The following is a 21,766-nucleotide window of genomic DNA, read 5'->3' as shown; positions in this document are numbered from 1 at the left end:
GTGGGGCGCGCCGGTGGTACAGAAACCGGCGGCATCGCGAAAGACCAAGCGCATCGCTCGGTCCGAAGAGCTTCAAAGGCGCAGCGGGCGCTCGCGCAAGGGGCGTTCAGAAGCTCTTCTGGAGGGTCAGTCGTGCAGTGAGCGGTGTCTGCGGCGTGAACTGCTCGGTCGAGGAGAAGCGCAACTGATTGCCGTAGGCGAAGGTGTCCGACCGGCGGTCGAACAGGTTCTCGATTTCCAGCTCGACGTCCATTCCCAGCAACCGGGCGCGGCCGCTCAGGCTGCTTTCGAGAACCTTGCCCATCGGACGGTCCACGCCCGGATCGAAGCTCAACCGCGCCGGCCCCAGATAGCGCAGGCGCAAGGCGATGTTCGCCGGCTCCCCGCCGAGCGTGAACCCGCGCACCAGGCCCGCACGCAAGGTATATTCGGGGACGACCGGCAAATGGCGGTGCTCCGGGCCGAGCCCGGTCGGTCGGTTCACCAGCACGGCATGCGTGAAACCAGCCCCGGCATCGATCCGCCATCCCTCCCCCAGCGGGAGACGGCCGGTCGCCTCGATCCCGACGATCTCGCCATCGCCGACATTCGCGCTTTCCAGCAGTCCGTCGGGTTGCAGGACATCGGACTGGATATTCTCCCACCGCGAATAGTAGGCGCCCAACTCGATGGTTCCGCCGCCCGCGAAACGTTCGCGCCAGCCCGCCTCGATCGTCGCCAGTTCGTCGCTGCGGAGCGGCTCCACGGTGCCGTCGCCGGCAATGTCCGCCCCGCCCGGGCGGAAGGCGGAGCCATAGCGGACGAACAGCAGGCGGCCGTCTTGCGGTTTCCACGCGAGCGAGACCGCCGGGGTCACGCCGCGCTTGGTCAGTTCGCGCGATACCAGCCCGAGGTCGGTGATGCGGCTCTCGACGATGCTGCTGTCGAACAGCCGCGCTCCGGCCTCGATCCGAAGACCCGGGCCGAGCGGCAGCGAAATGTCCCCGAACAGCGCGCTGTCGGTGCTCTTGCGGCGATCCTCGTCGAGCGTCAGCGGCGCGCGCGTTGCGGCGCCTTCGAGCGTAACCAGAAAGGTCTGGCGCGCCTTGAGATGCGACAGGCCGAGCAACCACTCGAAGCCGCCCCAGTGCCCGTTGGCGCGCAATTCGCTGTCCCATACGCGGAAGGCGTGATCGTCGATGAAGCGGCGCGGATCGGGCAGGCCGAATTGCGCCGCGCCGATCGTGGCGTCGAGCACGTCGGCGACTTCGTGCGACGTGTAGCCGCTGGAGGCCATGATGCGCGTGCTGCCCAGGCTGCCGGAAAGCCGCAACGCGGCGTGCCGCAGATCGTTGTCGTGCGGTTCGGGTAGCTGCGCGGGCCGTTCGCGCTCGAAGGGTTCATAGACGTATTGCGTGTCCCGCGAATCGAGCAACTGCACCAGCCCGCCAAGCTGCGCCTCCCAGCCGCCGCCAAGCGCGACCCCCACCGTCGCGCGCGCGCCGATCACGTTCGTCGCATTGCTGTCCGCCCGCTCGCCGGTCTCGATCCATCCGGCGTCGCGCGCCGAGTATCCGACCAGCCGCAAGGCCGCGGTCTGCGGCACCAGCGGCACATTGGCGACGAGCGTCAGCGAATGGCCGAGGCCGCCGGTCGCCACCGCCTCGCCGCCAGCCGAGACGGTGAGGCTGGCGCCGTCGAACTGCGGCTTTCGCGTGACCACGCGGTAGATTCCGCCCAGCGCGCCGGTGCCGTAGAGCGAACCCTGCGGCCCCTTGAGCACTTCGACCCGCTCGACATCGACCAGCCGCAGGTCGGGGTCGGGGGCCGCATAAGTCACGCGGCTCTCGTCGAGCACCACGGCCACGGTCGACTGGCTTTCGCCGTTGAACGGGCTGTCGGCCACGCCGCGCAGAAACATGCGGTTACGCCCCGGCCCCAGACCGCTGAGCGCGAGTCCCTCGGTGATTTCGGCGACCGAGGCGCTGCCGTCTGCCGCGCTGGCGATCCGATGCGCGCCGAAGTCGGCCACCGAGACGGCCATGGGCAATTCGTCGAGCCGCAGCTCGCGCTTGCTTGCGGTCACGACGATCGGAATGGTCGGGGCCGCCTCGGCGGGGTGCGGGCCCGACAGGCGAGGGGCGGGGGATGCCGCGCCTCGGGAGCGCCGTTCGATCCGCCAGGCCCGCGCGCCGACGCGGCGCGCGACATAGCCCGAATCGCGCAGCAGGCGTTTCAGCGCCTCGGCCACGCTCATCCGGCCGCGCACCTCGGGCGTGCGAATGCTCGGCAGGCTGCCTTCGGCCCCGATCGAAACCCCCGCCTCGCGCGAGAGTTCGGCAATCGCGGCCGGCAAGGTCGCGGCGGGAATATCGATACGGCGGGTGTCGCGCGCCTCAGCCGGGAGGGGGGCCAAGGCGATAGCCATCGCCGTCACGCACCAGGGCCAGCCCCATGACCTGCGCGAGATCGCGCACCGCGGCTTCTCCGTCATCAAGCGCCAAAGTGCCCGAGAACGTGCGATTTTCCATCCCTTTCGCGAGATCCACCCTCACGTTCGCATAGCGTGACAGATCGGCCGCCACCATAGGCAGGGGCGCCATGTCGAATGTCAGGCGGCCTTCGCGCCATTCGCCGAGGTCGCGCTCTGCGACCGGCGCGACCACCGCGCTCCCGGCCTTGCCGTCATACCGCAGGCCGCGCCCGGCCGTCAGCCGCACCGGCCGGTCCAGCCGCTCGGCTCCGACCGAGACTTCGCCCTGCGCCACTTCCACCCGGACCCGGCCCGCCGCCACCTGGATATCGAAGCTGGTGCCGATGTCGGTGACGGTGACGTCGCCCGCCCGGATCGTCATCGGGCGCGAGGGATCGTGGCGGATCTCGAACCAGGCCCCGCCTTCCAGCGCCAGTTGCGCCCGCTCCTCCCCCTCGACCGCCAGGCGGCTGTGCGGCGCGAGCTCGATCTTCGAGCCATCGGCCATGACGACCTCGCGCGCCGCCGCGCCAGTGGCGTAGATCTGCGGCTCGGGCCCGCGCAAGCGGGGCACGATCGCCAGCGCCGCCAGCGAGGCGGCGATCACCGCCCCTCCCCAAGACCACCAGCGGCGCGCGCGCATCGCCGGCACGGCATCGCCCGTGTCGTTCGCCGCTTCGTCGGCGAGATGGCTTTCGGCGACCGGCGGCGCGGGCGCGGACACATACTCGGCCAGCGCCGCGTCGGTCAGCGCGATCTCGTCGTAGGCGCGGCGATGGCGCGGGTCGGCCGCCAGCCATGCGGTGAAGCCGGCCCAGTCCATGTCGTCGCGCTCGCTGGCGATGTGCCAGGCGGCCGCGCGTTCGAGGATTGTGTCATCGTCCCTGTTCATGTCCGCTTGTCCCGTCGCGAGCCCCCGCCGCGCGATTGTTGCTGCCGGTGAGATGCCGCCGCGCCGAAGAATCCGCAGTCGGACAGGGCATCGCGCAAGTGTCTCATGGCCAGCGCGAGGTGCTTTTCCACGCCGCTGCGGCTGATGCCCATGATCTCGGCGATTTCCGACTGCCTGCGGTCTTCGAAGCGGTAAAGCCGCAACGCGCGGCGCGCGCCCGCGGGCAAGTCCTCTATGGCCTTGGCCAGCACCGCGGACTCTTCCTTTTCGACCAGCGCTTCGTCCGCCGGCGGAGCCGGGTCGGGCCGGTCGACCGGTGCGACGCCCGCCCCGCCGTCGGCATCGATCCATCTGCGATCGCGCGCCATCGCCCGGCGGCGCCCCCGCACCCGGTCGAGCACCAGATTGCCGGCCATGCGGTATAGATAAGCGCGGCCATTGGCGATGGGACCGGTCTCGATCTCTTCGAGTTTCAGCCACAAGTCCTGCAACAGATCCTGCGCTTCGTCGGGATCGCCGCAGCGCGCGGTCAGGAAGCGCAGCAATTCGGGCTGTAGTTGCACCAGCAGCGCGGCGAGGCCCGCCGCGCCGCCACTCTCGCGCCCAAGCGTCATGCCGGCAACCATACCTCCGGCTCAGCGCGTCGCATAGGCGAAAAGGCCGATGGCCCCGGCGCCGACATTTTCCCGGCGAATGGTCACCCGCCCGGCCGCGAAGCCGCCCTCGCACAGCAGCCGCGCGAGTTCGCCCTCGTCGTAGAGCCTGTGGTATCCGGCGCGGGCAAAGCGCCAGCGTTCCATCGTCTCGCGGGCGGTGACATAGGCCACCAGCCGGCCGCCCGGCCGCAGCATGCGATAGAGTGCGCACGGCATGACCGCCTCCTCGCCGGCGAAATACAGCACATTGAGCGCCAGGATCGCGTCGAAACTTTCCGGCGGGAATGCCTCGTCCTCGATCCGGCGGTTGCGCAGGTCGACCGACCCGCCCAGCCGCCGCCGCGCCATCCGCACCATCGCGCGCGACGGATCGAGACCGGCGATCCGGCATTGCGCGGCCTTGCGGACCCGCGCCAGGGCGATGCCCGTGCCGCATCCGGCATCGAGGACCGCCTCGCCCCCCTGGGGAGCGAGCATCTCCACCGCCCGGCGGGTCAGCCCGCGATTGGCGAGGTCCATCGCCTTGCCGAGCCATTGTCCGCCGATCCCGCCCGGATGGGCAAGCTGTCCGGCAAGCACTCCCGAAAAGCCCACGATCGCCGATCAGCCGATCTTGGCGAGGAGGGCACGGACTTCGCGGCGGCGGCCCACGTCCCAGGCCGGGCGCGAGGGATCGTGCGCGGCGTGCAACGCCTTCTGCGCATAGCTTCTCGCCCCGGCCTTGTTGCCCTGGTCGTAGAGGTAATCGGCATAGAAGTAATTGGCATCCAAGCCGTTGGGATCGAGCGCCAGCGCTTCCTTGAGCAACTGACCGGCCTTCTCGCTGTCACCGAACCCGATCGGCGATCCGGGAACCTTGTAGTAGAGCACGCCCAGGCTCATCGCCGCGCCGCCCCTGGCCACCTTGGGATCGATGGCATAGGCCTTGGCAAGCAGGGCGCGGGCCTTTTTCGCCAGACCAAGCTGGTGGAAGAAGTTGGCGCGATTGGCCTGCTCACTGGTGACGATGCCCTGCCACAGCAGCGGTTCGGCCTTGCCCGGATAGCGCGCGACGAGCGCCGCGGCATCCCTGGCAAGCTTGTCGAGCGCCTTGGTCTGCGTGCTCGATCCCTTCACTTCATAGGCGATGTGCGCCCAGCCGTCGTTGATTGCCTGGACCTCGTCGCTCATGGCGGCGAAGGCCGTGCCAGGCGTCGCCGCGAAAAGCGCCGCGATGATGACGAGCTTGCGCGGATTGAGAATTTTCATGGCTTCAGGCTCCTTCCATTTGTCCGGAAAATTCGGCTCGGGCGCGGCGCACCTGCGCGGCGAGACCCGTGTCGATCAGGCGCGGCGAGACCGCGTTGAGCGCGGCGTAGATGCGCTCCATGAAACCGATCGACACGGTTTCGCGGCGCCCCAGGATGGCCGATGCGATCCGCCGGGCGACCCAGTCCGGCTCATCGGCTTTCATGCCGGTGATCTCGAGGAAGCGGTTGACCTGCGCGTTGTTGAACGGGGTCTTGGCCGCGCGAGGATTGACGTGGGTCACGGTGACGCCCGTGCCCGCCAGCTCGCGGCGCAGCGCCTGGCTGAGCGCGGCGAGCCCGGCCTTGCTGCTCGAATAGGCGGCGAACCACGGATAGGGAATTGATCCGAGCACCGAACCGATGTTGACGATCTGCCCGCTGCCGCGGGCCTGCATCGGTGCCGCGACCGCCCGGGCGAGGATCGCCGGAACGACAAGGTTCACGCGATAGCACAGCGCCAGCGCCTCGTCGGGCTGGCTCTCATGCAGTCCGAACCGCATGATCCCGGCGACATTGACGAGGACGTCGGGAGTCCGCGCCGCGAGGCGCTCCGCCAGTTCGTGCAGGCATGTGTCATCGGCGAGATCGGTGACGATGCTGGCGTCGCAGTCCATGCACTCCGCGCGGTCGATTCCCGTTACATGCGCTCCGGCCGCGCGCAGCATCCGCGCGACCGGCGCGCCGAGCCCGCCCGCCGCGCCGGTGATGGCGACGCTTTTCCCGTCAAGCGGCGACATCGAGCGCCTCCAGCTCGAGACCCGCGAATACGCCGCCGAACAGTCCGAACATGTCGCGCGCCATCGCCACGATGGCGTCGCGGTCTTCGCGGCGCTCGAGCGCGTCGACGAGGCAGGCGAAGAAGCCGAGATGTTCCTGGTCGAGCCCGCCGTGAGAAGTCAGGTAAGTGAAGGCCTCGGGCGGCAGCCCCAGGCTTTCGGCGACCGCGCTCGCCCCGCGCTGCGCCAGCGCGACGCTGACGCTTTCGAGCACATAGACCATGCCGAAGAAGGAGACGGGATTGCCGTTCCTGATCCGGTCATAGGCATGCCCGATCATGGCCGCCGTCGCCGGAGCCGGCTCGCTGGCCCGAACCGCTTCGGCATCACCGCCGGCCGCCCTTATGTCGGACAGGATCCACTCGTCGTGACCGATTTCCTCGGCAATGTATTCGTCGAGCGCGGCGACCAGCTCGGGCCGGTCGGTCAGCCGGGCCCGCGCCTCGCGCATCAGGGGAACGGTGTGCCGCACATGGTGCCAGGCCTGCGCCAGATAGGCGCGATAAGTGCCGACGGTGATGGCGCCGGCAAGCCCGGCCCGGACTTGCGGCACCGAAAGGAAACGCAGCCGCTCGCGCACCGTCCCGGCCTCGAGCTGCCTGAAGAAGCCAAGCGGCTCGTCCAGCCAGCATTCGGCGATGACCCGGCGCCGCAACCGGCCGTTCGCGGTGAGCTGGCCGTTCATCGGCGTGAAGTGGGCGACTTCCCGCCACGCGCCGACCTGGGCATAGGCCGGCAGACGCGCGTTGGCGCGCCGGACCGCCGCTTCGAGATCGGCGTTCGGATCGGCCGGGACCAACAGCGCGGCTGGGCGCGGCAGGCCGTCGCCGTGGACCATCGCCTGCGCGACCTCTGGCTGGAACAGCAGCGCTTCCTCGACCCACTCTGGCGAGACGTTGCGGCCATGGCTGGTGACGATCAGGTTCGATTTGCGTCCTTCGATCCAGAGGCGGCCTTGCGCATCGAGCCGTCCCAGATCGCCGGTCGCGAACTCCCCGGCAGGCGAGGCCGGCTCGCCGATCGCCCCGAGGTAGCGCTGCCCGGTAAGCAGGATCTCGCCATCGGCGGCGATCCGGGCGGTCACATGCGGCAACGGCCGGCCGGCCGATCCGGCCTCGCCCGGCAGTTCCTCTTCGAGCGCCACGACCGAGCCGAACTCGGTCATGCCGTAGCCTTGGCGCACCGGCAGCCCGAGCGCGCGGGCGCGCCGCACCAGCGCTGGCGGCACGCGGGCGCCGCCGACCGCGACGATCGTCAGGGCGGGCAGGCGGCGGCCACTCGCCTCGATCGCCTGCACCAGCCCCGCGAGATATTCCGGCACGAGGATCAGCGAGGTGATCTTCCAGCGCTCGATCCCGTCGAGCATCGCTCCGAAGTCGGGCCGGAACGGATCGGCAAGACCGGCGAGACCCTGCGAGGGGCATACATAAGTCCCGCCTGCCAGGAGCGTTGCGAACAGACCCGCAACGGTTTCCAGCAAGACGCCCGGGGGCAGCAGGGCGAGGTGGCGCCCGGCATGGCGCGCGCCGACGGCTTCAACCACGCTGGCGGCAACCTGGAGCATGTGATCCGCCGAGAGGCACAGGCCCTTGGGATCGCCGGTCGAGCCCGAGGTGAAGGTGATCCGCGCGGTGTCCTCGGGCAGCATCGCTGACGGGAGCTGCCGCCGCGCGAAGTCACAGGGGTCGGGTCCCTCGAAGATCGCCTGGACGCCGCTCACCGCCATCGCCCGCGATGCCTGCTCCGGCGTGAAGAACGAGGGCAGTGAAAGCACCGGAATGCCGGCGTCGAGCAAGGCCAGCTCGAGCAGCACTTCGCTGGTCCCATGGTCCAGCCGAACCGCGACGGGCGAGCCGGGATCGAGCGCGTCCCTGAGCCGGTCCGCCAGTGCGCCGGCATCGGCAAGCAGGCGCGCGTAGGTCACCGGCGGCCCGCCCACGGGATCGAGGCAGATGCGCTCGGGACCGGCGGCGGCATGGCGGCGCAGCGCCGCGGCCAGCGCCGTCACGCGGCGGCTCGCGCGCGGCGGCCAGCGAGGAAGCGCAGGATCGCTGCCTGCCCTTCGGCGATGCGCCCCGCGCAGACCAGCGGGTCGGTCTGGTAATAGTCCCCCCACCCGGCGCTGCCGGCGCGATCCGCGGTGGCCCGGGCCAGCGGCATGACGGGAATGCCCATGCGCCGGAACATATCCCTGAGCGGCGCGGTCAACGTGGCCACGGCGAATTCCATGGCGCCGCCCAGATCGTTGGCCGCCTCGCCCCAAAGCCGCACCAGCGCCCAGCCGTTGCAGGCCGCAAGGTTGCCCAGTTCGACGATCTGGTCGCGTGCGATCGGCCGTCCGAAAGCAGCCCCGACCAGCCGCTCGACCGGCTCGTCCAGATAGCGCTCGAGGAACAGCGGCTCCGCGCCGGCGCGGGCATAGCCGAGCACGGCGGTCGGGCCCTCGCTGCCGCTCCGGCTGAGAAATTCGCGGAAATGAGGTTCGACCGCGGCGCCGAAGATCCCGGCGTATCGGTCGCGAACCAGCTTTCGATCGAGGTCCATTTGGTGCGCGGCTCCTTGCTGTGGACGCAAGACTCCGCGGCCCCGACAAATCCTCAGCCGGGAATGACTTTTGCGATCAGCCGCCGCCCAACCGGCGTTCGTTCTGACGGAACCGAGGCAGACCTGCTCTTGTTCGATCACGGCCATCGAGGTTCATTTTTCCCTTTCCCCTTCGCACGATTGATCGGAACAACGTCCGCGCCCTTGCGCAGTGTATCGAGATGGTCGCTCCACCATTGGGCTATTTCCACCCGTTCCTGCCAGTAAGCACCTCGCGTGTAGGCGGCCCGCACCTTGTCAGCATCGCCATGGGCAAGTGCCCGCTCGATGGCATCCGGGTGCCACTTGCCGCTTTCGTTCAGCAGCGTTGCGGCCATGGCCCGGAACCCGTGGGCGGTCATCTCGTCGCTGGCGTAGCCCAGCCGCCGCAGCCCGGCATTCAACGTGTTCTCGCTCATGGGGCGGGCACGGGTGCGGACAGAGGGAAAGACATAGCCAGCCGGGCCGGTGAGGGCGTGAATCTCTCGCAGGATCGCCACGGCCTGCCGGGACAATGGAACGCGGTGATCCTTCCGCATCTTGGTTTTCTCGGCTGGGATGGTCCAGAGCGCCCCGTCCAGGTCGATTTCATCCCATCGGGCATGGCGCAGCTCACCGGGCCGCACAAAGACATGGGGGAGCCAGTTGCAGTGCCAGCCGGGTAAGCCCGAGGCTTTCATAGCCGTCTGTGGCGCGCAGCAGCTCCCCCCCCTTCACCGGCTCAAGGATGGCCGCGTAGTGCGTCACCTTGGGCGTTGCCGTGCCCCGCGCAGATCGCGGGTAGGATCGGAGGCCAGCCGCGCCGTCGCCACCGCATAGCGGAACACCATGCCCGCAAGCTGCAATGTCCGGCGGGCGCTCTCCAGCGTCCCCTTGGCTTCGATCTTGCGGACGGCGGCCAGAATGTCGGCAGGTTCGATCTCGCCTATCGGCAGGCTGCCCAGGGCGGCATTCAAGCGGGACAGCAGGTATTCGCTCCGCTTGGCCGTGGCAGGTGCCCAGCCGTCCTGCCCGTCCTTTTCCGCTTGGCGCAATACTCGGCAGAGATGACGGCAAAGGTGTTCATCGCCTCTGCCCGCTGGCGGACCTTCGCCCGCCGTTTCTCCCGCGACGGCTCTTTGTTTGCGGCGATTTGCTCTCGCGCCTCGTCCCGGCGCTTGCGGGCGTCGGCAAGGCTCACTTCGGGATAGGCACCGAAGGCCGCCAGCTTTTCTTGCCAGCCAAGCGGTATTTCAGCCGCCAGAGCTCTCCGCCCGCTGGCGTCACAAGCAGATAGAGGCCCGCCCCATCGGCGAGCTTGTATTGCTTCGCCGCCGGTTTCGCCTGTCGAATTGCAACGTCTTTCAGCGCCATGGCTTGCCCTCGCATACCCCCAGCGCCGCACATCATACCCCCATCGGTGGGCGGCTAGATATGGACGCGGGTGAACGAGTGCGGCCTGATATGCCTCTGAATACCGTGGATTTTAGAGGGATGTCCAGCCAGATACGGACGCGGCTGGACGGGAAGATGGAGCGGGTAGCGGGAATCGAACCCGCATAACTAGCTTGGAAGGCTAGGGCTTTACCACTAAGCTATACCCGCTTGCCGTGAGCCGGTAGCGCTTGCCACGAGCGCCGGTCGCTCGTCAATCGCTCAATTGCATCGCGCACCGGCGATCCGTGCCCGTGGCCCGGTAGACGGCAAGGCGCAATCGTTCGGATCATGCTAGGATGCGATTCGTGGCATCGGCCCGAGAGGCCGCAGATCGAGGAACCCAGCAAGCATGAACGCCAGCACAAAAGGCAAGGTGCGCAATTCGAGCCAGCCGGTCGCCCGCAGGAGAAGCGCGCTCGACCTGCTCATGACATCCGGGCTCGGCAAGCTGCTGCGCGGCATCGGCGTCGCGCCGCGGCCGGCGAGCGGCGAGAGCCTGCTCGATCTCGCCGATGCGCTGCTGTCGCTGCGCGGCCGCGCTTCGGGCCCGGCGCTCGCCTCGGCCTTCTTCGACCTCTACGAGGCCAGCGACACCGCCGCCCGGCACGAATTTCTCGCCAAGATCCACGATCTGCACCCGGCCGACGCCGAGGCGATCGACAAGGCTATCGCCCAGTGGCAGGCCAAGCGCGACGAAGATGGCGCGCGCGCGCTCAACGAAGCGACCGAATCGCCCAGCCAGAAGCTGATCCGCCTGCTCAATCTCGCGCCGCAGGGCACCCAGCGGCTGATCGACATGCGCGAAGACTTGCTCTCCGCGCCGAAGGGCTCGCCCGGCATCAGCGCCTTCGATCGCGAGATGGAAAGCGCGTTCACGACCTGGTTCAACGCCGGCTTCCTCGAACTTCGCCGAATCGGCTGGGACTCGCCCGCCTCACTGCTCGAGCGCATCATCCGCTACGAAGCCGTGCACGAGATCCACGGCTGGGGGGACTTGCGCCGCCGGGTGGAGCCGGTCGACCGGCGCTGCTACGGCTTCTTTCATCCGCAGATGATGGACGATCCGCTGATCTTCGTCGAAGTCGCGCTGACCGAGTCGCTGCCCAGCGGCATCCACCAGATCATCGCCGAGGAACGCACCGTGACCGAGCCGCGCGACGCCTCGTGCGCGATCTTCTATTCGATCAACAACTGCCGCACGGGCCTGCGCGGAATTCCCTTCGGCAACTATCTGATCAAGCGCGTGGTCGGCCTGCTGCGCGAGGAGTTGCCGCACCTCAAGACTTTCGCGACGCTTTCGCCGGTGCCCGGTTTCGCCAAGTGGCTCGCCAAGGAGCAGGGCGACGCCGCTCGGGTTCCCGGGGCCAAGGATCTGCGCGCGCTTGCCGCGCAGTACCTCGTCACCGCCAAGGGCCGAGGCGGCCAGCCGAAGGACCCCGTCGCGCGCTTCCACCTCGGCAACGGCGCGCGGCTCGAGGCGATCCACGCCAACGCCGACTTGTCCGAGAACGGCCAGCGTCAGGCGCACGGGGTCATGGTCAACTACGTCTACGACCTGGGCGAGATCGAGGCGAACCACTTCGCGCTGAACGAAATCGGCACCGTGGCGACCTCGAAGGCGGTGCAAACGCTGGTCGACGAGGCCGAGGCGAAGAAAGGCGACGCGCCGGACAAGGGCAAGGGTAAGGGCAAGGGCAAGGACAGCCCGGCGAAGGACCCTGTCGCGGCTTGAGCGCCCGCCCGAAGGCCACGGTCGGCATGAGCGGCGGTTTGCGATGAGCGAGGTTCGCGGTGGCGGCTCGATCGTCGGTGACCGCCGACAGCCGCGCGATCGCAGGCGGGTTTGGTCATCATGACCAGCAGCCAAAAGGCCCGGATTGACGCAATGGCGATCGACATGATCGGACCGAACTTCGGCTCGACGAGCCCATCCCGGCCGCCTCGCGGCGCTTCGCGCGCCGTCAGTCTCCCGCGAAGCGCATGAGCGCATCGACCGCAACGCCATCGGCGCGCAGCTTGTCGGCACCGCCAAGGTCGGGCAGGTCGATGGCGAAGAGCGCGGTCTCGACCACTCCGCCGGCGCGGCGCAAAAGCTGCGCGGCGGCGTGGGCGGTGCCGCCGGTGGCGATGAGATCATCGATGAGGACGACCTTGCGGCCATCGCCGACCGCGTCGGGATCGACCTCGAGCGTGTCGGTGCCGTATTCGAGCGCGTAATCGATCGCGAGCACCGGGACGGGCAGCTTGCCCGGCTTGCGCACCGGCACGCAGCCGAGCCCCAGCCGGCTCGCGACCGCGGCGCCGAAGATGAAGCCGCGCGCCTCGATCCCCGCGATGAGATCGGCCCCGGCCGCCTCGGCGCGATCGGCGAGCAGACGCACGGCGGCTGCGAGGCCAGGGCCGTTGCCGATCAGCGTAGTGATGTCGCGGAACATGATCCCGGGCTTGGGAAAATCGGGAACGGCCCGAACGAGGGCCTTCAGTTCGTCCTCGGTCACCCCCGGCTCCAAATGCAAGGCGCCCCTGCCATCGCGGGGATGGAGGGGCGCCGATTGTCGCTCGTGCGAAGGATCGTTCAGGCCTTCTTCTTTTTCTTGCCGGCCCAGATCGTGCGGTAGGACATGTAGCCCAGCACCGTCGCGAAGAGCAGGAAGCCGAGCACCGGCCAGCCGGTCTGCTTGCGCTTCTCGAGCTTGGGCTCGGCGGTCCAGATCAGGAAGGCCGACACGTCCTTGGCCATCTGGTCGACCGTCGCCTTGGTGCCGTCACTGTAAGAGACCTGGCCTTCGGCGGTCAGCGGCGGGGCCATCGCGAGGTTCAGGTTCGCGAAGTAGGGATTGTAGTGAAGCCCGGCCGGCGTCTTGGCCTCGGGGAACTCCTTCAGGAGCTCGACGGGCTGGTCCTGGAAGCCGGTCAGCAGCGAGTAGACGTAGGGGCCGCCGTTGTGCCGCGCCTTGGTCATCAGCGAGAGATCGGGCGGGACCGCGTTGTTGTTCGCGGCGCGCGCGGCGACGTCGTTGGCGAAAGGCTTGGGGAAGTAGTCGGTCGGCATGCCGGGGCGCAGCGCGTCCTCGCCGGTGACCGGATCGATCCCCGGAACCTGGAAGCCCGCCGCGATGGCCTTCACCTCGGCGTCCGAGTAGCCGATCTGGGTGAGGTCACGGAACGCGACGTGGCTCAGCCCGTGGCACGCGGAGCAAACTTCCTTGTAGACCTGGAAGCCGCGCTGGAGCTGCTGGCGGTCGAACTTGCCGAAAGCGCCGTCGCTGGCGAAATGCACGGCCTTGGGATGGCGGTGGAACTCGTGCTCCGCGGTCGCCGGGGCGGGCTCGGTGATCGCGATATAGGCGCCGTTGCCGAACGACCACAGCAGCGCGATCGTGAAGAACAGCCCGACGAGGATGGAGATGATGCGTGCCATGGCTACGTCTTTCCGTCTTGCTGTGTCTTACTCGGCCGGAGCCAGGGTGGCGCTGTCATCGTGACCGAGAACGGCCTCGGTGATCGAATAGGGCAGCGGGCTCGGTCGCTCGATCGCCGAGAGAACCGGCAGGACGATGAGGAAGTGCGCGAAGTAGTAGAGCGCCGCGATCTGGCTCAGCATCACGTAGGGTTCCTCGGCCGGGGCGCCGCCGCAATAAAACAGCACCGCCATCGCCGGGATGAGACCGAACCAGAAGAACTTCCTGAACATCGGGCGATACGAACCCGAGCGCACCGGCGACTTGTCGAGCCAGGGCAGGACGAACCACACGAGGATCGCGCCGAACATGGCGAGCACGCCCATCAGCTTGGCCGGAATGAAGAAGAAGTCCGAGGTGAAGGCGCGCAGGATCGCGTAGAACGGCCAGAAGTACCATTCGGGAACGATGTGCGCCGGCGTGCTCATCGGGTTGGCCGGAATGTAGTTGTCCGGGTGGCCGAGCGCGTTCGGGAAGAAGAACAGCATCACGCAGTAGAGCAGCGCGGCGAGGCCGATGAACCAGCCGTCCTTGGCGATGTAGTAGGGATAGAACGGAACGGTGTCGCTCTCGGTCTTGACCTCGACGCCGGTCGGATTGCTCGACCCGGGGATGTGCAGCGCCCAGATGTGCAGCACGACCACGCCGACGATCACGAAAGGCAGCAGGTAGTGCAGCGAGAAGAAGCGGTTGAGCGCGGCATTATCGGGCGCGAAGCCGCCGAGCAGCCACTGCTGCAGCGGCTCGCCGACCAGCGGGATCGCGGAGAACAGGCCGGTGATGACCTTGGCGCCCCAGAAGCTCATCTGGCCCCAGGGGAGCACGTAGCCCATGAACGCGGTGGCCATCATCAGCAGGAAGATGACGACGCCCAGCAGCCACACCATCTCGCGCGGCGCCTTGTAGGAACCGTAGAAAAAGCCGCGGAAGATGTGGATGTAGATCACCACGAAGAAGGCCGAGGCGCCATTGGCGTGTGCGTAGCGCAGCATCCAGCCCCAGTTCACGTCGCGCATGATGTGCTCGACCGAATCGAACGCCACCGTCTGGTTCGCGGCGTAGTGCATGGCGAGCACGATGCCGGTCACGATCTGCAGCGCGAGGCACACGATCGCGAGGAACCCGAAGTTCCAGAAATAGTTGAGGTTACGCGGAACCGGGTAGCCCGTGCCCACCGAGTTGTAGACGAGGCGCGGCAGCGGCAGCTTCTCGTCCACCCACTTCATGAAGGGATGGGACGGCGTGTATTCCTTGGCCCAGGGAAAGCTCATCGTGTGTGATCCTCTCTCTTGGCTCAGCCGATCTTGACGACGGTATCGGATGTGAATTCGTATTCCGGAACCTCGAGGTTCTTCGGGGCCGGACCTTTGCGGATGCGCGCGGCGGTATCGTAGGACGAGCCGTGGCAGGGGCAGAAGTAGCCGCCGAATTCGCCGCGGTTCTCGCCCTCGCCGGCGCCGAGCGGCACGCAGCCCAGGTGTGTGCACACGCCCATGGTGATCAGCCAGTTCTCCTTGCCTTCCTTGGTCCGCTCGGCGAGCGTCTGCGGATCACGCAGGCTGGAAATGTTGACCGCGTTGGCCGCGGCGATTTCCTTGGGAGTGAGATTGCGGATGAAGACCGGCTGCTTGCGGAACACCGCCTTGATCGCCTGGCCGGGCTGGATCGCGGAGATATCGACTTCGGTCGAGCTGGCGGCGAGCACGTCGGCCGACGGCGCCATCTGACTGATCAACGGAACCAGGAGCGAAACGCCCGCAACACCCGCCGCGCTGACAGCGGCGATGTTGATAAAGTCGCGACGCCGCACTCCTTCTCCGGTGACGTCATCCGGAGTGTCAGTGACCGCTTCTTGTGCCATGTTCGACCTTGCCTTGCCTCAACGCCCGCTGCCGATCCCCGCATGCAGGCTGGAAACGTGAAACGTGGTACGCTTGGTAACCCCCCGAAACCGACTTGCGCATGGGCACGGGCCCGGTCGCATGCCGACTTGGGGGGCTGATAGACGCGAAAAACGCACCTGCCAACCGCCTTTTTGGCTCTGTCCTCAGGAGGCTGCGGCGAGACCGATGAGAGAGATCTGGCGACCGTACGACGGTTCGCCCCGATGCGTGGCGCGGCGGTACGAATAGAAGCGCGCCGGATCGGCATAAGTGTCGCGCGCGAGGCGCTCGACACGGGCGATCCCGGCGGCCGCCAGGCGGTCGGCCACGAAACCCTCGAGATCGAACTGCCAGTGGCCTGCAGCCCCGGCGGCGAAGTGGGCGCCGCAAGCGGCATCGCGTTCGAGAAACCGGGCACGGAAGCCGTCGTCGACTTCGTAGCTCGGCTGGGCGATGCAGGGGCCAACGGCGGCCGCGATCCGCTCGGGCCGCGCGCCGAGTTCGCACATCCGCGCGATCGTGGCATCGGTCACGCCGCCGAGCGCGCCTTTCCAGCCGGCATGAGCCGCGCCGACGACGCCCGCCTCGCGGTCTGCGAGCAGCACCGGCGCGCAGTCGGCGGTGAGAATGCCGAGCAGGAGCCCGGGCCGGTCGGTCACGAGCGCATCGGCCCGCGGACGCGCCTCATCGTGCCAGGGCGCCGCGACGACGACGCAGTCGGGCGAATGGACCTGATAGACCGTCAGCAGCGGGGCGCCGGGCATGACCGCCTCGCGCGCGCGGCGCCGGTTCTCGGCAATGAGCGCCGGATCGTCGCCCGAACCGTGGCCGACATTGAGGCCGGCCATGGCGCCCGTCGACACGCCGCCGCCCCGCCCGAGAAAGCCGTGGGCGACACCCTCCAGTGCCCGCGCCCGCAAAACGTCGACCGCGGCGGCAACCGTATCGGTCATTCCGGAGACGAGGCCAGGCTCTTGCTCACCTGCTCGACGACATCACGCGAGAGCGAGGGCGAGGCCGCGATTCGCTCCAGCTCGGCGCGCATCAGCGCCGAACGGCGCGGCTCGATGCGGCGCCAGCGGCCGAGCGAGGGCACGAAGCGCGCCGCGGTCTGCGGGTTGATCGGATCGAGCCGGCGAATGAGATCGCCGATGATGCGGTAGCCCTCGCCGCTCGCCGCGTGGAAGCCATGCGGATTGACCGCGAAGGCCATGTACAGCGCGCGCACCCGGTTGGGGTTGCTCATGGTGAAATCGGGGTGCCCGGCCAGCGCCTGGACGTGCTCGATCACCTGGGGATGGAACGAGCCCGCCTGCAGCGAGAACCACTTGTCGATGACGAGCGCATTGCCCTGATAGCGCTTGTAGAAGTCGGCCAGGGCCTCGTCGCGCTCGGGCGCGTCGAGGCTGGCGAGCACCAGCAATGCGCCCTGCCGGTCGGTCATGTTGTCGGCGCCGCGATATTGCGCAAGGGCGCGCGCCGCGCCTTCCTCGGGGTCGCCGGCGGCGATGTATTGCAGCGAGACCGACTTGACCTTGCGCGCGCCCCGCGCGGTCGCGTCGCGGCTGTAGGGCACGGCCGAGACGCGGTCGTGCAGGTCGCAAAAGTCGTCCTGCAGTTCCTCGCCGAGCCAAGCCTTGAGCGCCTCGCGCTCGGCATGGATGGCGCTGGGATCGGCGACGGGAAGCTGTTCGGCGAGATAGCCCTCGGCGGGCAGGATCATCAGCTCGCCGCGCATGAGATCCTCGAGCGAATCGTCGTCGAGCACCGATTCGAACGCCTGGCTCACCGCGTCGCGCTCGACGTCGCGCGCGCGCTCCTCGAGTTCACCGCCGACCGCCTTGATCAGGTGCTGGACGACGAGGCTCTGCATCGCCTCGTAGCGCGCGAAGGGATCATCGTCGCGCGCGGCGAGGAACACCAGATCCTCGGCGGGCCGATCGTCCTCGATCGAGACCGGCGCGGAAAAGCCGCGGTTGATGGAGAGCACCGGCGGGCGCAGGTAGCCCTTGAAGGCAAAGTCCTGGCTCTCCTTCTCGAGCACGACCAGTTCCTCGCCGTGGTGCTTGCCGGTCTCGCGGTCGAACAACGCGATCTTGAGCGGAATCGGCATCGGCTGCTTGTTCGGCTGGCCCGGCGTCGCGGGAACGGTCTGGGTGAGCTTGAGCGTGGCGAAGCCGTTTTCGTGGATCAGCTTGGCGTGGACCTGCGGCGTGCCCGCCTGCGCGTACCACAGGCGGAACTGCTCGAGATCCAGTTCGGCGCCGTCCTCGATCGCCTTGACGAAGTCCTCGCAGGTCGCGGCCTCGCCGTCGTGACGCTCGAAATAGAGGTCGGTGCCCGCGCGGAACCGCTCAGGGCCTGCCATGGTGCGCATCATGCGGATCACCTCGGCGCCCTTGTTGTAGACCGTCGCGGTGTAGAAGTTCGAGATCTCCTGGTACGAGTCGGGCCGGATCGAATGCGCCAGCGGGCCCGAATCCTCCGGGAACTGCGCCGCGCGGAGCACGCGTACGTCCTCGATGCGCTTGACCGCCTCCGATCCCATGGCGGCGCTGAACATCTGGTCGCGCAGCACGGTGAAGCCTTCCTTGAGGCTGAGTTGGAACCAGTCGCGGCAAGTGACGCGGTTGCCCGACCAGTTGTGGAAGTATTCGTGGCCGATCACGCCCTCGATGCCGTCGTAGTCGGCGTCGGTCGCGGTCTCGGGGTCGGCGAGGACGTAGCGCGTGTTGAAGACGTTGAGCCCCTTGTTCTCCATCGCCCCCATGTTGAAGTCGGAGACCGCGACGATGTTGAAGAGGTCGAGGTCGTATTCGCGGCCGAAAGCCTCCTCGTCCCACTTCATCGCCGCCTTGAGCGAGGCCATCGCGTGATCGGTGCGCGCCTCGTCGCCGGGGCGGACCCAGATGTTGAGCGCGACCTCGCGGCCCGAGCGAGTGGTGAAGCTGTCCGAATTGGCGACGAGCGCGCCTGCGACCAGCGCGAAGAGGTAGCTCGGCTTGGGCCAGGGATCGTGCCACTCGGCCCAGTGGCGGCCCTCGGCGGTCTCGCCCCGGCCCTCGCAATTGCCGTTCGAAAGCAGAATCGGGAAGGCGGCCTTGTCGCCCTCCATGCGCACCCGGTAGACCGACAGGACGTCGGGCCGGTCGGGAAAGAAGGTGATGCGGCGGAAGCCCTCGGCCTCGCATTGCGTGCACAGCATGCCGCTCGAGGCATAAAGGCCCATGAGCTGGCTGTTCGCCGCCGGATTCACCACGGTCTCGATCTCGACCGTGTGCGCGTCGCCGGCAAGGTCGAGAAGCAGGTCGGGGCCGTCGAGGCGCCAGTCGTCGATCGCTTCGCCGTCGACCTTGACCGAGGCCGGAGCGAGGCCGTCGCCGTTGAGCCGCAGCGTCGCCTCGCCGTTGCCCTCGGGATTGCGGCGAACCGAAAGCTTGGAGGCGATTCGCGTCGAATCGAGGCCGAGCGCGAAGTCGAGCGCGATGTCCGGGACCAGCCAGGGCGGCGCGAGATAGTCTTCGCGGCGAATCACCGGCGGCGCGGTCGGCGGCGGCGCGGCGTCGGCGATTTCGGGATTGGCTGCGGGCTCTGAAGGTCTGCTGGCGATATCCATCCGCGCTACGTAGGCCTTCGCGCGCGGAATGTAAGGCGTCTTTCGTCCGCGCGGCGATTGACGCTAGGAATGGGACGATGCCGCGCATGTTCATTTTCGGCCTCGGCTACGCCGCCGGCCATGTCGCCCGCCTTCTTCCCACGCAAGGCTGGGAAGTCGTCGCGACCGGACGCGAGGGAGACATCGGGTTCGACGACGAAGGCACGGTGCGCATGGCGCTCGCCGATGCCGATCACGTGCTGTCCTCCGTGCCGCCGGGCGGCCAGGGGCTCGACCCCGTGCTCGACCGCTATGGCGCGGCGCTGGCCGGCAAGCCGTTGTCCTACCTCTCCTCGACGGGCGTCTACGGCGATGCCGGCGGCGCCTGGGTCGACGAAAGTTCGCCGACCGGAACCGGCCGGCGCGTGGCGCGCGCCGAGGCCGATGCCGCCTGGTGCGATCTCGGCGCGCGGGTCTATCGCCTTCCCGGCATCTACGGGCCGGGGCGCAGCGTGTTCGATCGCATCCGCGAGGGCCGCGCGCATCGCATCGACCTGCCTGGACAAGTCTTCAGCCGCATCCATGTCGCCGATATCGCCGCAGCGGTCCTGCGCGGGCTCGAAGCGCCGGGCGGCGCCTACAACCTCGCCGACGACCTGCCGTGCAGCCAGAACCGGCTGGTGGAAGCGGCCTGCGCGCTGCTCGGCGTGGCGCCGCCGCCGCTGCAGTCGATCGACGAGGCAGGGCTTTCACCGATGGCGCGCGGCTTCTATGCCGAGAACCGCCGCGTCGCCAACGGCAAGGCCAAGCGCGTGCTCGGCTGGCGTCCGGCCTATCCCGACTTCGCCGCCGGGTTGCGCGCCCTCAAGGCCACGACCAGCCCCGCCATCGCCAGCACCGCGCCCGACGTTGCCAGCGCCGTCCAGCGATAGCCCTCGAACGCCGTCGAGAGCAGCATCGCGATCACCACCACGACCACGCCGTTGTAGGCCGCGCGGCCCGCGCCGAGCTGGCGAATCAGCGTGTAGTAGAGGGGGAAAGTGACCACCGAGCCGAACAGCGCGAGGTAGGCCGTCCCCGCCCAGTAGCGCGGCCGGTCGGGCAAGACCGGCGGTCCGGCGCTCGCCCAGGCGACGGCGATGTCGATCGCGGTGCCGTAGAGCATCGCCCAGGCGAGCAGGCTGACCATCGGCAGCGCGCGCCCGGTCTCGTTGGCCTGCACCACGTTGGAGACCGATGCGCAGAGCATCGCGATCACCGCGAAGAGGATACCAAGGGCAACGTTGCCCGCGACCGGCGCGGCGCGCGCCTCGTGCACGAGCATCAACGCGAGCCCCGCGATCGCGATCGCGCTGCCCAGAACGAAGCCGCGCGTGATGGGCTGGCGCAGCAGGATACGGCCCAGGATCGCGTTGGGCACGAGCATCAGGCCGATCATCAGCGCCACGATCCCCGAGGTGAGGTAGAGTTCGGCGCGATAGACGAAGGTGTAGTTGCCGAAGAACTGCGTCGCTCCGACCACCGCGGCGAGCCCGTGCCCGGCCCGGCCGACCCGCAGGCTGCGCTTCATCGCCAGCGCGACCGCGAACATCGCCGGCGTCGCCAGGGCGAAGCGGTAGGCGACCGACCAGCTCGCCGGGACGTCGCCGATCTGATCGGTGATGACCAGCCAGGTCGAACCCCAGATCAGGCAGACCAGCAGGAACGGAAGGGCGATCTTCGGCTGGAGCAAGGTGTGCGGCGCGTCCGCCGTCATAGCGCCTCGATCGCCCCGGCCAGCGCGGCGACATGGTCGCCGTCGGCGTCCCAGGCGGTGACGAGGCGCGCAGCATCCGCGCCCCAGTCGTAGAATTCGAAGCCTTGCGCGCGCAGCGCCGCGCGCTCGGCCGCCGTCACGCTGAGAAAGACCTCGTTGGCCTCGACCGGGTGAAGCAGGCGCGCGCCGGCGGCGGCCGCGATCTCGCTCGCGGCGGCGTTCGCCGCGCGGGCGTTCGTGAGCCAGAGCCCGTCGTCGAGCATCGCCAGGATCTGCGCGGCCATGAACCGGCCCTTCGACTGGAGGTGTCCCGCGCGCTTGCGGCGATAGCGCACGACATGCGCCATCTCGGGGTCGAAGAAGACGATCGCCTCGGCGCCGAGGCCGCCGTTCTTGACGAACCCGAAGCTGAGCGCATCGGCCCCGGCGCAGGCTTCGGCGGGCGCGCAGCCGAGGTGGGCGACGGCATTGGCGAAGCGCGCGCCGTCAACGTGGAGGCCGAGCCCGCGTTCCTTTACATAGCCCGAGAGCGCGGCGAGTTCGCCGGGCCGGTAGACGCAGCCGTACTCGCTCGCCTGGGTGATCGAGACCGCGTAGGGCTGCACCTGGTGGACGTCGTCGCGGATCGGTTCGACCACCGCGGCCACCGCTTCGGGGGTCAGCTTGGCATGCGCGCCCTCGGCAAGGATCAGCTTGGCGCCGTGCATGAAGAACCCCGGCGCGCCGGCTTCGTCGACCTCGATATGCGCCTCGCGATGGCACACGACCGCTCCGTGCGGCGCGCACATCGCGGCGAGCGCGAGGCAGTTCGCCGCGGTTCCGGTCGCGACCCAGAGCGCGGCGCACTCGCGCCCGAAAAGCTGCGTGAACGCGGCATCCAGCTCGCGGCTGAGCGCGTCGTTGTCGTAGGGCGAATCGGCGGAGTCCGCGGCGAGCATCGCGCTCCAGACATCGGGATGAACGGCGGCGGCATTGTCGGACATGAACTTCATGGCCATATCGCCTGC

18 protein-coding genes, 1 tRNA gene and 1 pseudogene are annotated in these 21,766 nt (G+C 68.5%); 2 read left to right on the top strand and 18 right to left on the bottom strand.

Annotation, left to right across the window (positions count from 1 at the left end; translation table 11 throughout):
- Positions 1–106: 106 nt before the first annotated feature.
- The 10 genes and pseudogenes from B2G71_RS12525 to B2G71_RS12480 all read right to left on the bottom strand — a co-directional run bounded on the left by B2G71_RS12525 (position 107) and on the right by B2G71_RS12480 (position 10,232).
- A complete protein-coding gene (locus B2G71_RS12525; RefSeq protein WP_240530142.1) occupies positions 107–2,395 on the bottom strand; it encodes a TonB-dependent receptor in 2,289 nt (762 codons plus the stop codon).
- Positions 2,376–3,344: a FecR domain-containing protein gene (locus tag B2G71_RS12520; RefSeq protein ID WP_141521566.1), complete on the bottom strand. Its 969-nt coding sequence runs from the start codon at positions 3,342–3,344 to the stop codon at positions 2,376–2,378. Before B2G71_RS12520 ends, B2G71_RS12525 begins: the two co-directional genes overlap by 20 nt.
- The gene (locus B2G71_RS12515) at positions 3,341–3,958 is read right to left on the bottom strand and encodes a sigma-70 family RNA polymerase sigma factor (protein ID WP_098106419.1); all 618 of its coding nucleotides are present in this window, start codon (positions 3,956–3,958) and stop codon (positions 3,341–3,343) included. The genes B2G71_RS12520 and B2G71_RS12515 overlap by 4 nt, the downstream gene beginning before the upstream one ends.
- A gap of 21 nt (positions 3,959–3,979) precedes the next feature.
- Complete coding sequence (locus B2G71_RS12510; protein ID WP_240530141.1) at positions 3,980–4,594, bottom strand: class I SAM-dependent methyltransferase; 615 nt, start codon at positions 4,592–4,594, stop codon at positions 3,980–3,982.
- Positions 4,595–4,603: 9 nt separating this feature from the next.
- Positions 4,604–5,248, bottom strand: coding sequence for a tetratricopeptide repeat protein (locus B2G71_RS12505; protein ID WP_240530140.1), 645 nt, complete (start codon positions 5,246–5,248; stop codon positions 4,604–4,606).
- 4 nt (positions 5,249–5,252) lie between these two features.
- A complete protein-coding gene (locus tag B2G71_RS12500) occupies positions 5,253–6,026 on the bottom strand; it encodes an SDR family NAD(P)-dependent oxidoreductase (RefSeq protein WP_098106218.1) in 774 nt (257 codons plus the stop codon).
- Positions 6,013–8,073 (bottom strand): AMP-binding protein, encoded by a 2,061-nt coding sequence (locus tag B2G71_RS12495; RefSeq protein ID WP_098106214.1) that lies wholly within the window; start codon positions 8,071–8,073, stop codon positions 6,013–6,015. The genes B2G71_RS12500 and B2G71_RS12495 overlap by 14 nt, the downstream gene beginning before the upstream one ends.
- Positions 8,070–8,609, bottom strand: a complete 540-nt coding sequence (locus tag B2G71_RS12490) for a thermostable hemolysin (protein ID WP_098106210.1) — start codon at positions 8,607–8,609, stop codon at positions 8,070–8,072. The genes B2G71_RS12495 and B2G71_RS12490 overlap by 4 nt, the downstream gene beginning before the upstream one ends.
- Before the next feature lie 137 nt (positions 8,610–8,746).
- Positions 8,747–10,001, bottom strand: a pseudogene (locus tag B2G71_RS12485) (integrase arm-type DNA-binding domain-containing protein).
- Between the two features lie 157 nt (positions 10,002–10,158).
- Positions 10,159–10,232: transfer RNA gene (locus B2G71_RS12480), tRNA-Gly, on the bottom strand.
- A 181-nt stretch (positions 10,233–10,413) separates the two neighbouring features.
- Between B2G71_RS12480 and B2G71_RS12475 the strand changes: the two genes are divergently transcribed.
- Entirely contained in the window at positions 10,414–11,796 is a 1,383-nt protein-coding gene (locus B2G71_RS12475; RefSeq protein ID WP_240530139.1) for a malonyl-CoA decarboxylase, read from the top strand.
- 229 nt (positions 11,797–12,025) lie between these two features.
- Here the strand turns inward: B2G71_RS12475 and B2G71_RS12470 are convergent, their stop codons facing one another.
- The 6 genes from B2G71_RS12470 to pepN form a co-directional block, all read right to left on the bottom strand.
- Complete coding sequence (locus tag B2G71_RS12470) at positions 12,026–12,562, bottom strand: adenine phosphoribosyltransferase (protein WP_098106207.1); 537 nt, start codon at positions 12,560–12,562, stop codon at positions 12,026–12,028.
- Between the two features lie 77 nt (positions 12,563–12,639).
- Positions 12,640–13,485 carry a cytochrome c1 gene (locus B2G71_RS12465; RefSeq protein WP_098106203.1) on the bottom strand — a complete coding sequence of 282 codons (846 nt, stop codon included), beginning with the start codon at positions 13,483–13,485 and terminating at the stop codon, positions 12,640–12,642.
- Between the two features lie 27 nt (positions 13,486–13,512).
- Positions 13,513–14,796 carry a cytochrome b/b6 gene (locus B2G71_RS12460; protein WP_098106199.1) on the bottom strand — a complete coding sequence of 428 codons (1,284 nt, stop codon included), beginning with the start codon at positions 14,794–14,796 and terminating at the stop codon, positions 13,513–13,515.
- Positions 14,797–14,819: 23 nt separating this feature from the next.
- Positions 14,820–15,386 carry a ubiquinol-cytochrome c reductase iron-sulfur subunit gene (gene petA, locus B2G71_RS12455; RefSeq protein WP_098106194.1) on the bottom strand — a complete coding sequence of 189 codons (567 nt, stop codon included), beginning with the start codon at positions 15,384–15,386 and terminating at the stop codon, positions 14,820–14,822.
- Positions 15,387–15,572: 186 nt separating this feature from the next.
- On the bottom strand, positions 15,573–16,361 hold the full coding sequence (pgeF, locus tag B2G71_RS12450; RefSeq protein ID WP_098106191.1) for a peptidoglycan editing factor PgeF: 789 nt from the start codon (positions 16,359–16,361) through the stop codon (positions 15,573–15,575).
- Complete coding sequence (gene pepN / locus B2G71_RS12445; protein WP_098106187.1) at positions 16,358–19,024, bottom strand: aminopeptidase N; 2,667 nt, start codon at positions 19,022–19,024, stop codon at positions 16,358–16,360. The genes pgeF and pepN overlap by 4 nt, the downstream gene beginning before the upstream one ends.
- A 77-nt stretch (positions 19,025–19,101) precedes the next feature.
- Between pepN and B2G71_RS12440 the strand changes: the two genes are divergently transcribed.
- Positions 19,102–19,935 (top strand): NAD(P)-dependent oxidoreductase, encoded by an 834-nt coding sequence (locus B2G71_RS12440; RefSeq protein WP_098106184.1) that lies wholly within the window; start codon positions 19,102–19,104, stop codon positions 19,933–19,935.
- Here B2G71_RS12440 and B2G71_RS12435 read toward each other — a convergent pair.
- Both B2G71_RS12435 and B2G71_RS12430 read right to left on the bottom strand, forming a co-directional pair.
- Complete coding sequence (locus B2G71_RS12435) at positions 19,836–20,759, bottom strand: DMT family transporter (protein ID WP_098106181.1); 924 nt, start codon at positions 20,757–20,759, stop codon at positions 19,836–19,838. The two genes, B2G71_RS12440 and B2G71_RS12435, sit on opposite strands and share 100 nt — an antisense overlap.
- Positions 20,756–21,751, bottom strand: coding sequence for a beta-eliminating lyase-related protein (locus tag B2G71_RS12430; RefSeq protein ID WP_098106409.1), 996 nt, complete (start codon positions 21,749–21,751; stop codon positions 20,756–20,758). Before B2G71_RS12430 ends, B2G71_RS12435 begins: the two co-directional genes overlap by 4 nt.
- Positions 21,752–21,766: the final 15 nt, after the last annotated feature.

The sequence above is a fragment of the Novosphingobium sp. PC22D genome, from assembly GCF_002556635.1.
Taxonomy (GTDB): Bacteria; Pseudomonadota; Alphaproteobacteria; order Sphingomonadales; family Sphingomonadaceae; genus Novosphingobium.
The sequence above is the reverse complement of the archived record's forward strand: the minus strand, read 5'-3'. Positions and strand labels throughout refer to the sequence as shown.

Bases quoted from the DNA above. Each gene is read 5' to 3' on its own strand.
- B2G71_RS12490 (WP_098106210.1), bottom strand. From the start codon at position 8,609: ATGGACCTCGATCGAAAGCTGGTTCGCGACCGATACGCCGGGATCTTC.
- petA (WP_098106194.1), bottom strand. From the start codon at position 15,386: ATGGCACAAGAAGCGGTCACTGACACTCCGGATGACGTCACCGGAGAA.
- pgeF (WP_098106191.1), bottom strand. From the start codon at position 16,361: ATGACCGATACGGTTGCCGCCGCGGTCGACGTTTTGCGGGCGCGGGCA.
- B2G71_RS12515 (WP_098106419.1), bottom strand. From the start codon at position 3,958: ATGACGCTTGGGCGCGAGAGTGGCGGCGCGGCGGGCCTCGCCGCGCTG.
- B2G71_RS12475 (WP_240530139.1), top strand. From the start codon at position 10,414: ATGAACGCCAGCACAAAAGGCAAGGTGCGCAATTCGAGCCAGCCGGTC.
- B2G71_RS12505 (WP_240530140.1), bottom strand. From the start codon at position 5,248: ATGAAAATTCTCAATCCGCGCAAGCTCGTCATCATCGCGGCGCTTTTC.
- pepN (WP_098106187.1), bottom strand. From the start codon at position 19,024: ATGGATATCGCCAGCAGACCTTCAGAGCCCGCAGCCAATCCCGAAATC.
- B2G71_RS12460 (WP_098106199.1), bottom strand. From the start codon at position 14,796: ATGAGCTTTCCCTGGGCCAAGGAATACACGCCGTCCCATCCCTTCATG.
- B2G71_RS12440 (WP_098106184.1), top strand. From the start codon at position 19,102: ATGCCGCGCATGTTCATTTTCGGCCTCGGCTACGCCGCCGGCCATGTC.
- B2G71_RS12520 (WP_141521566.1), bottom strand. From the start codon at position 3,344: ATGAACAGGGACGATGACACAATCCTCGAACGCGCGGCCGCCTGGCAC.
- B2G71_RS12435 (WP_098106181.1), bottom strand. From the start codon at position 20,759: ATGACGGCGGACGCGCCGCACACCTTGCTCCAGCCGAAGATCGCCCTT.
- B2G71_RS12465 (WP_098106203.1), bottom strand. From the start codon at position 13,485: ATGGCACGCATCATCTCCATCCTCGTCGGGCTGTTCTTCACGATCGCG.
- B2G71_RS12500 (WP_098106218.1), bottom strand. From the start codon at position 6,026: ATGTCGCCGCTTGACGGGAAAAGCGTCGCCATCACCGGCGCGGCGGGC.
- B2G71_RS12430 (WP_098106409.1), bottom strand. From the start codon at position 21,751: ATGAAGTTCATGTCCGACAATGCCGCCGCCGTTCATCCCGATGTCTGG.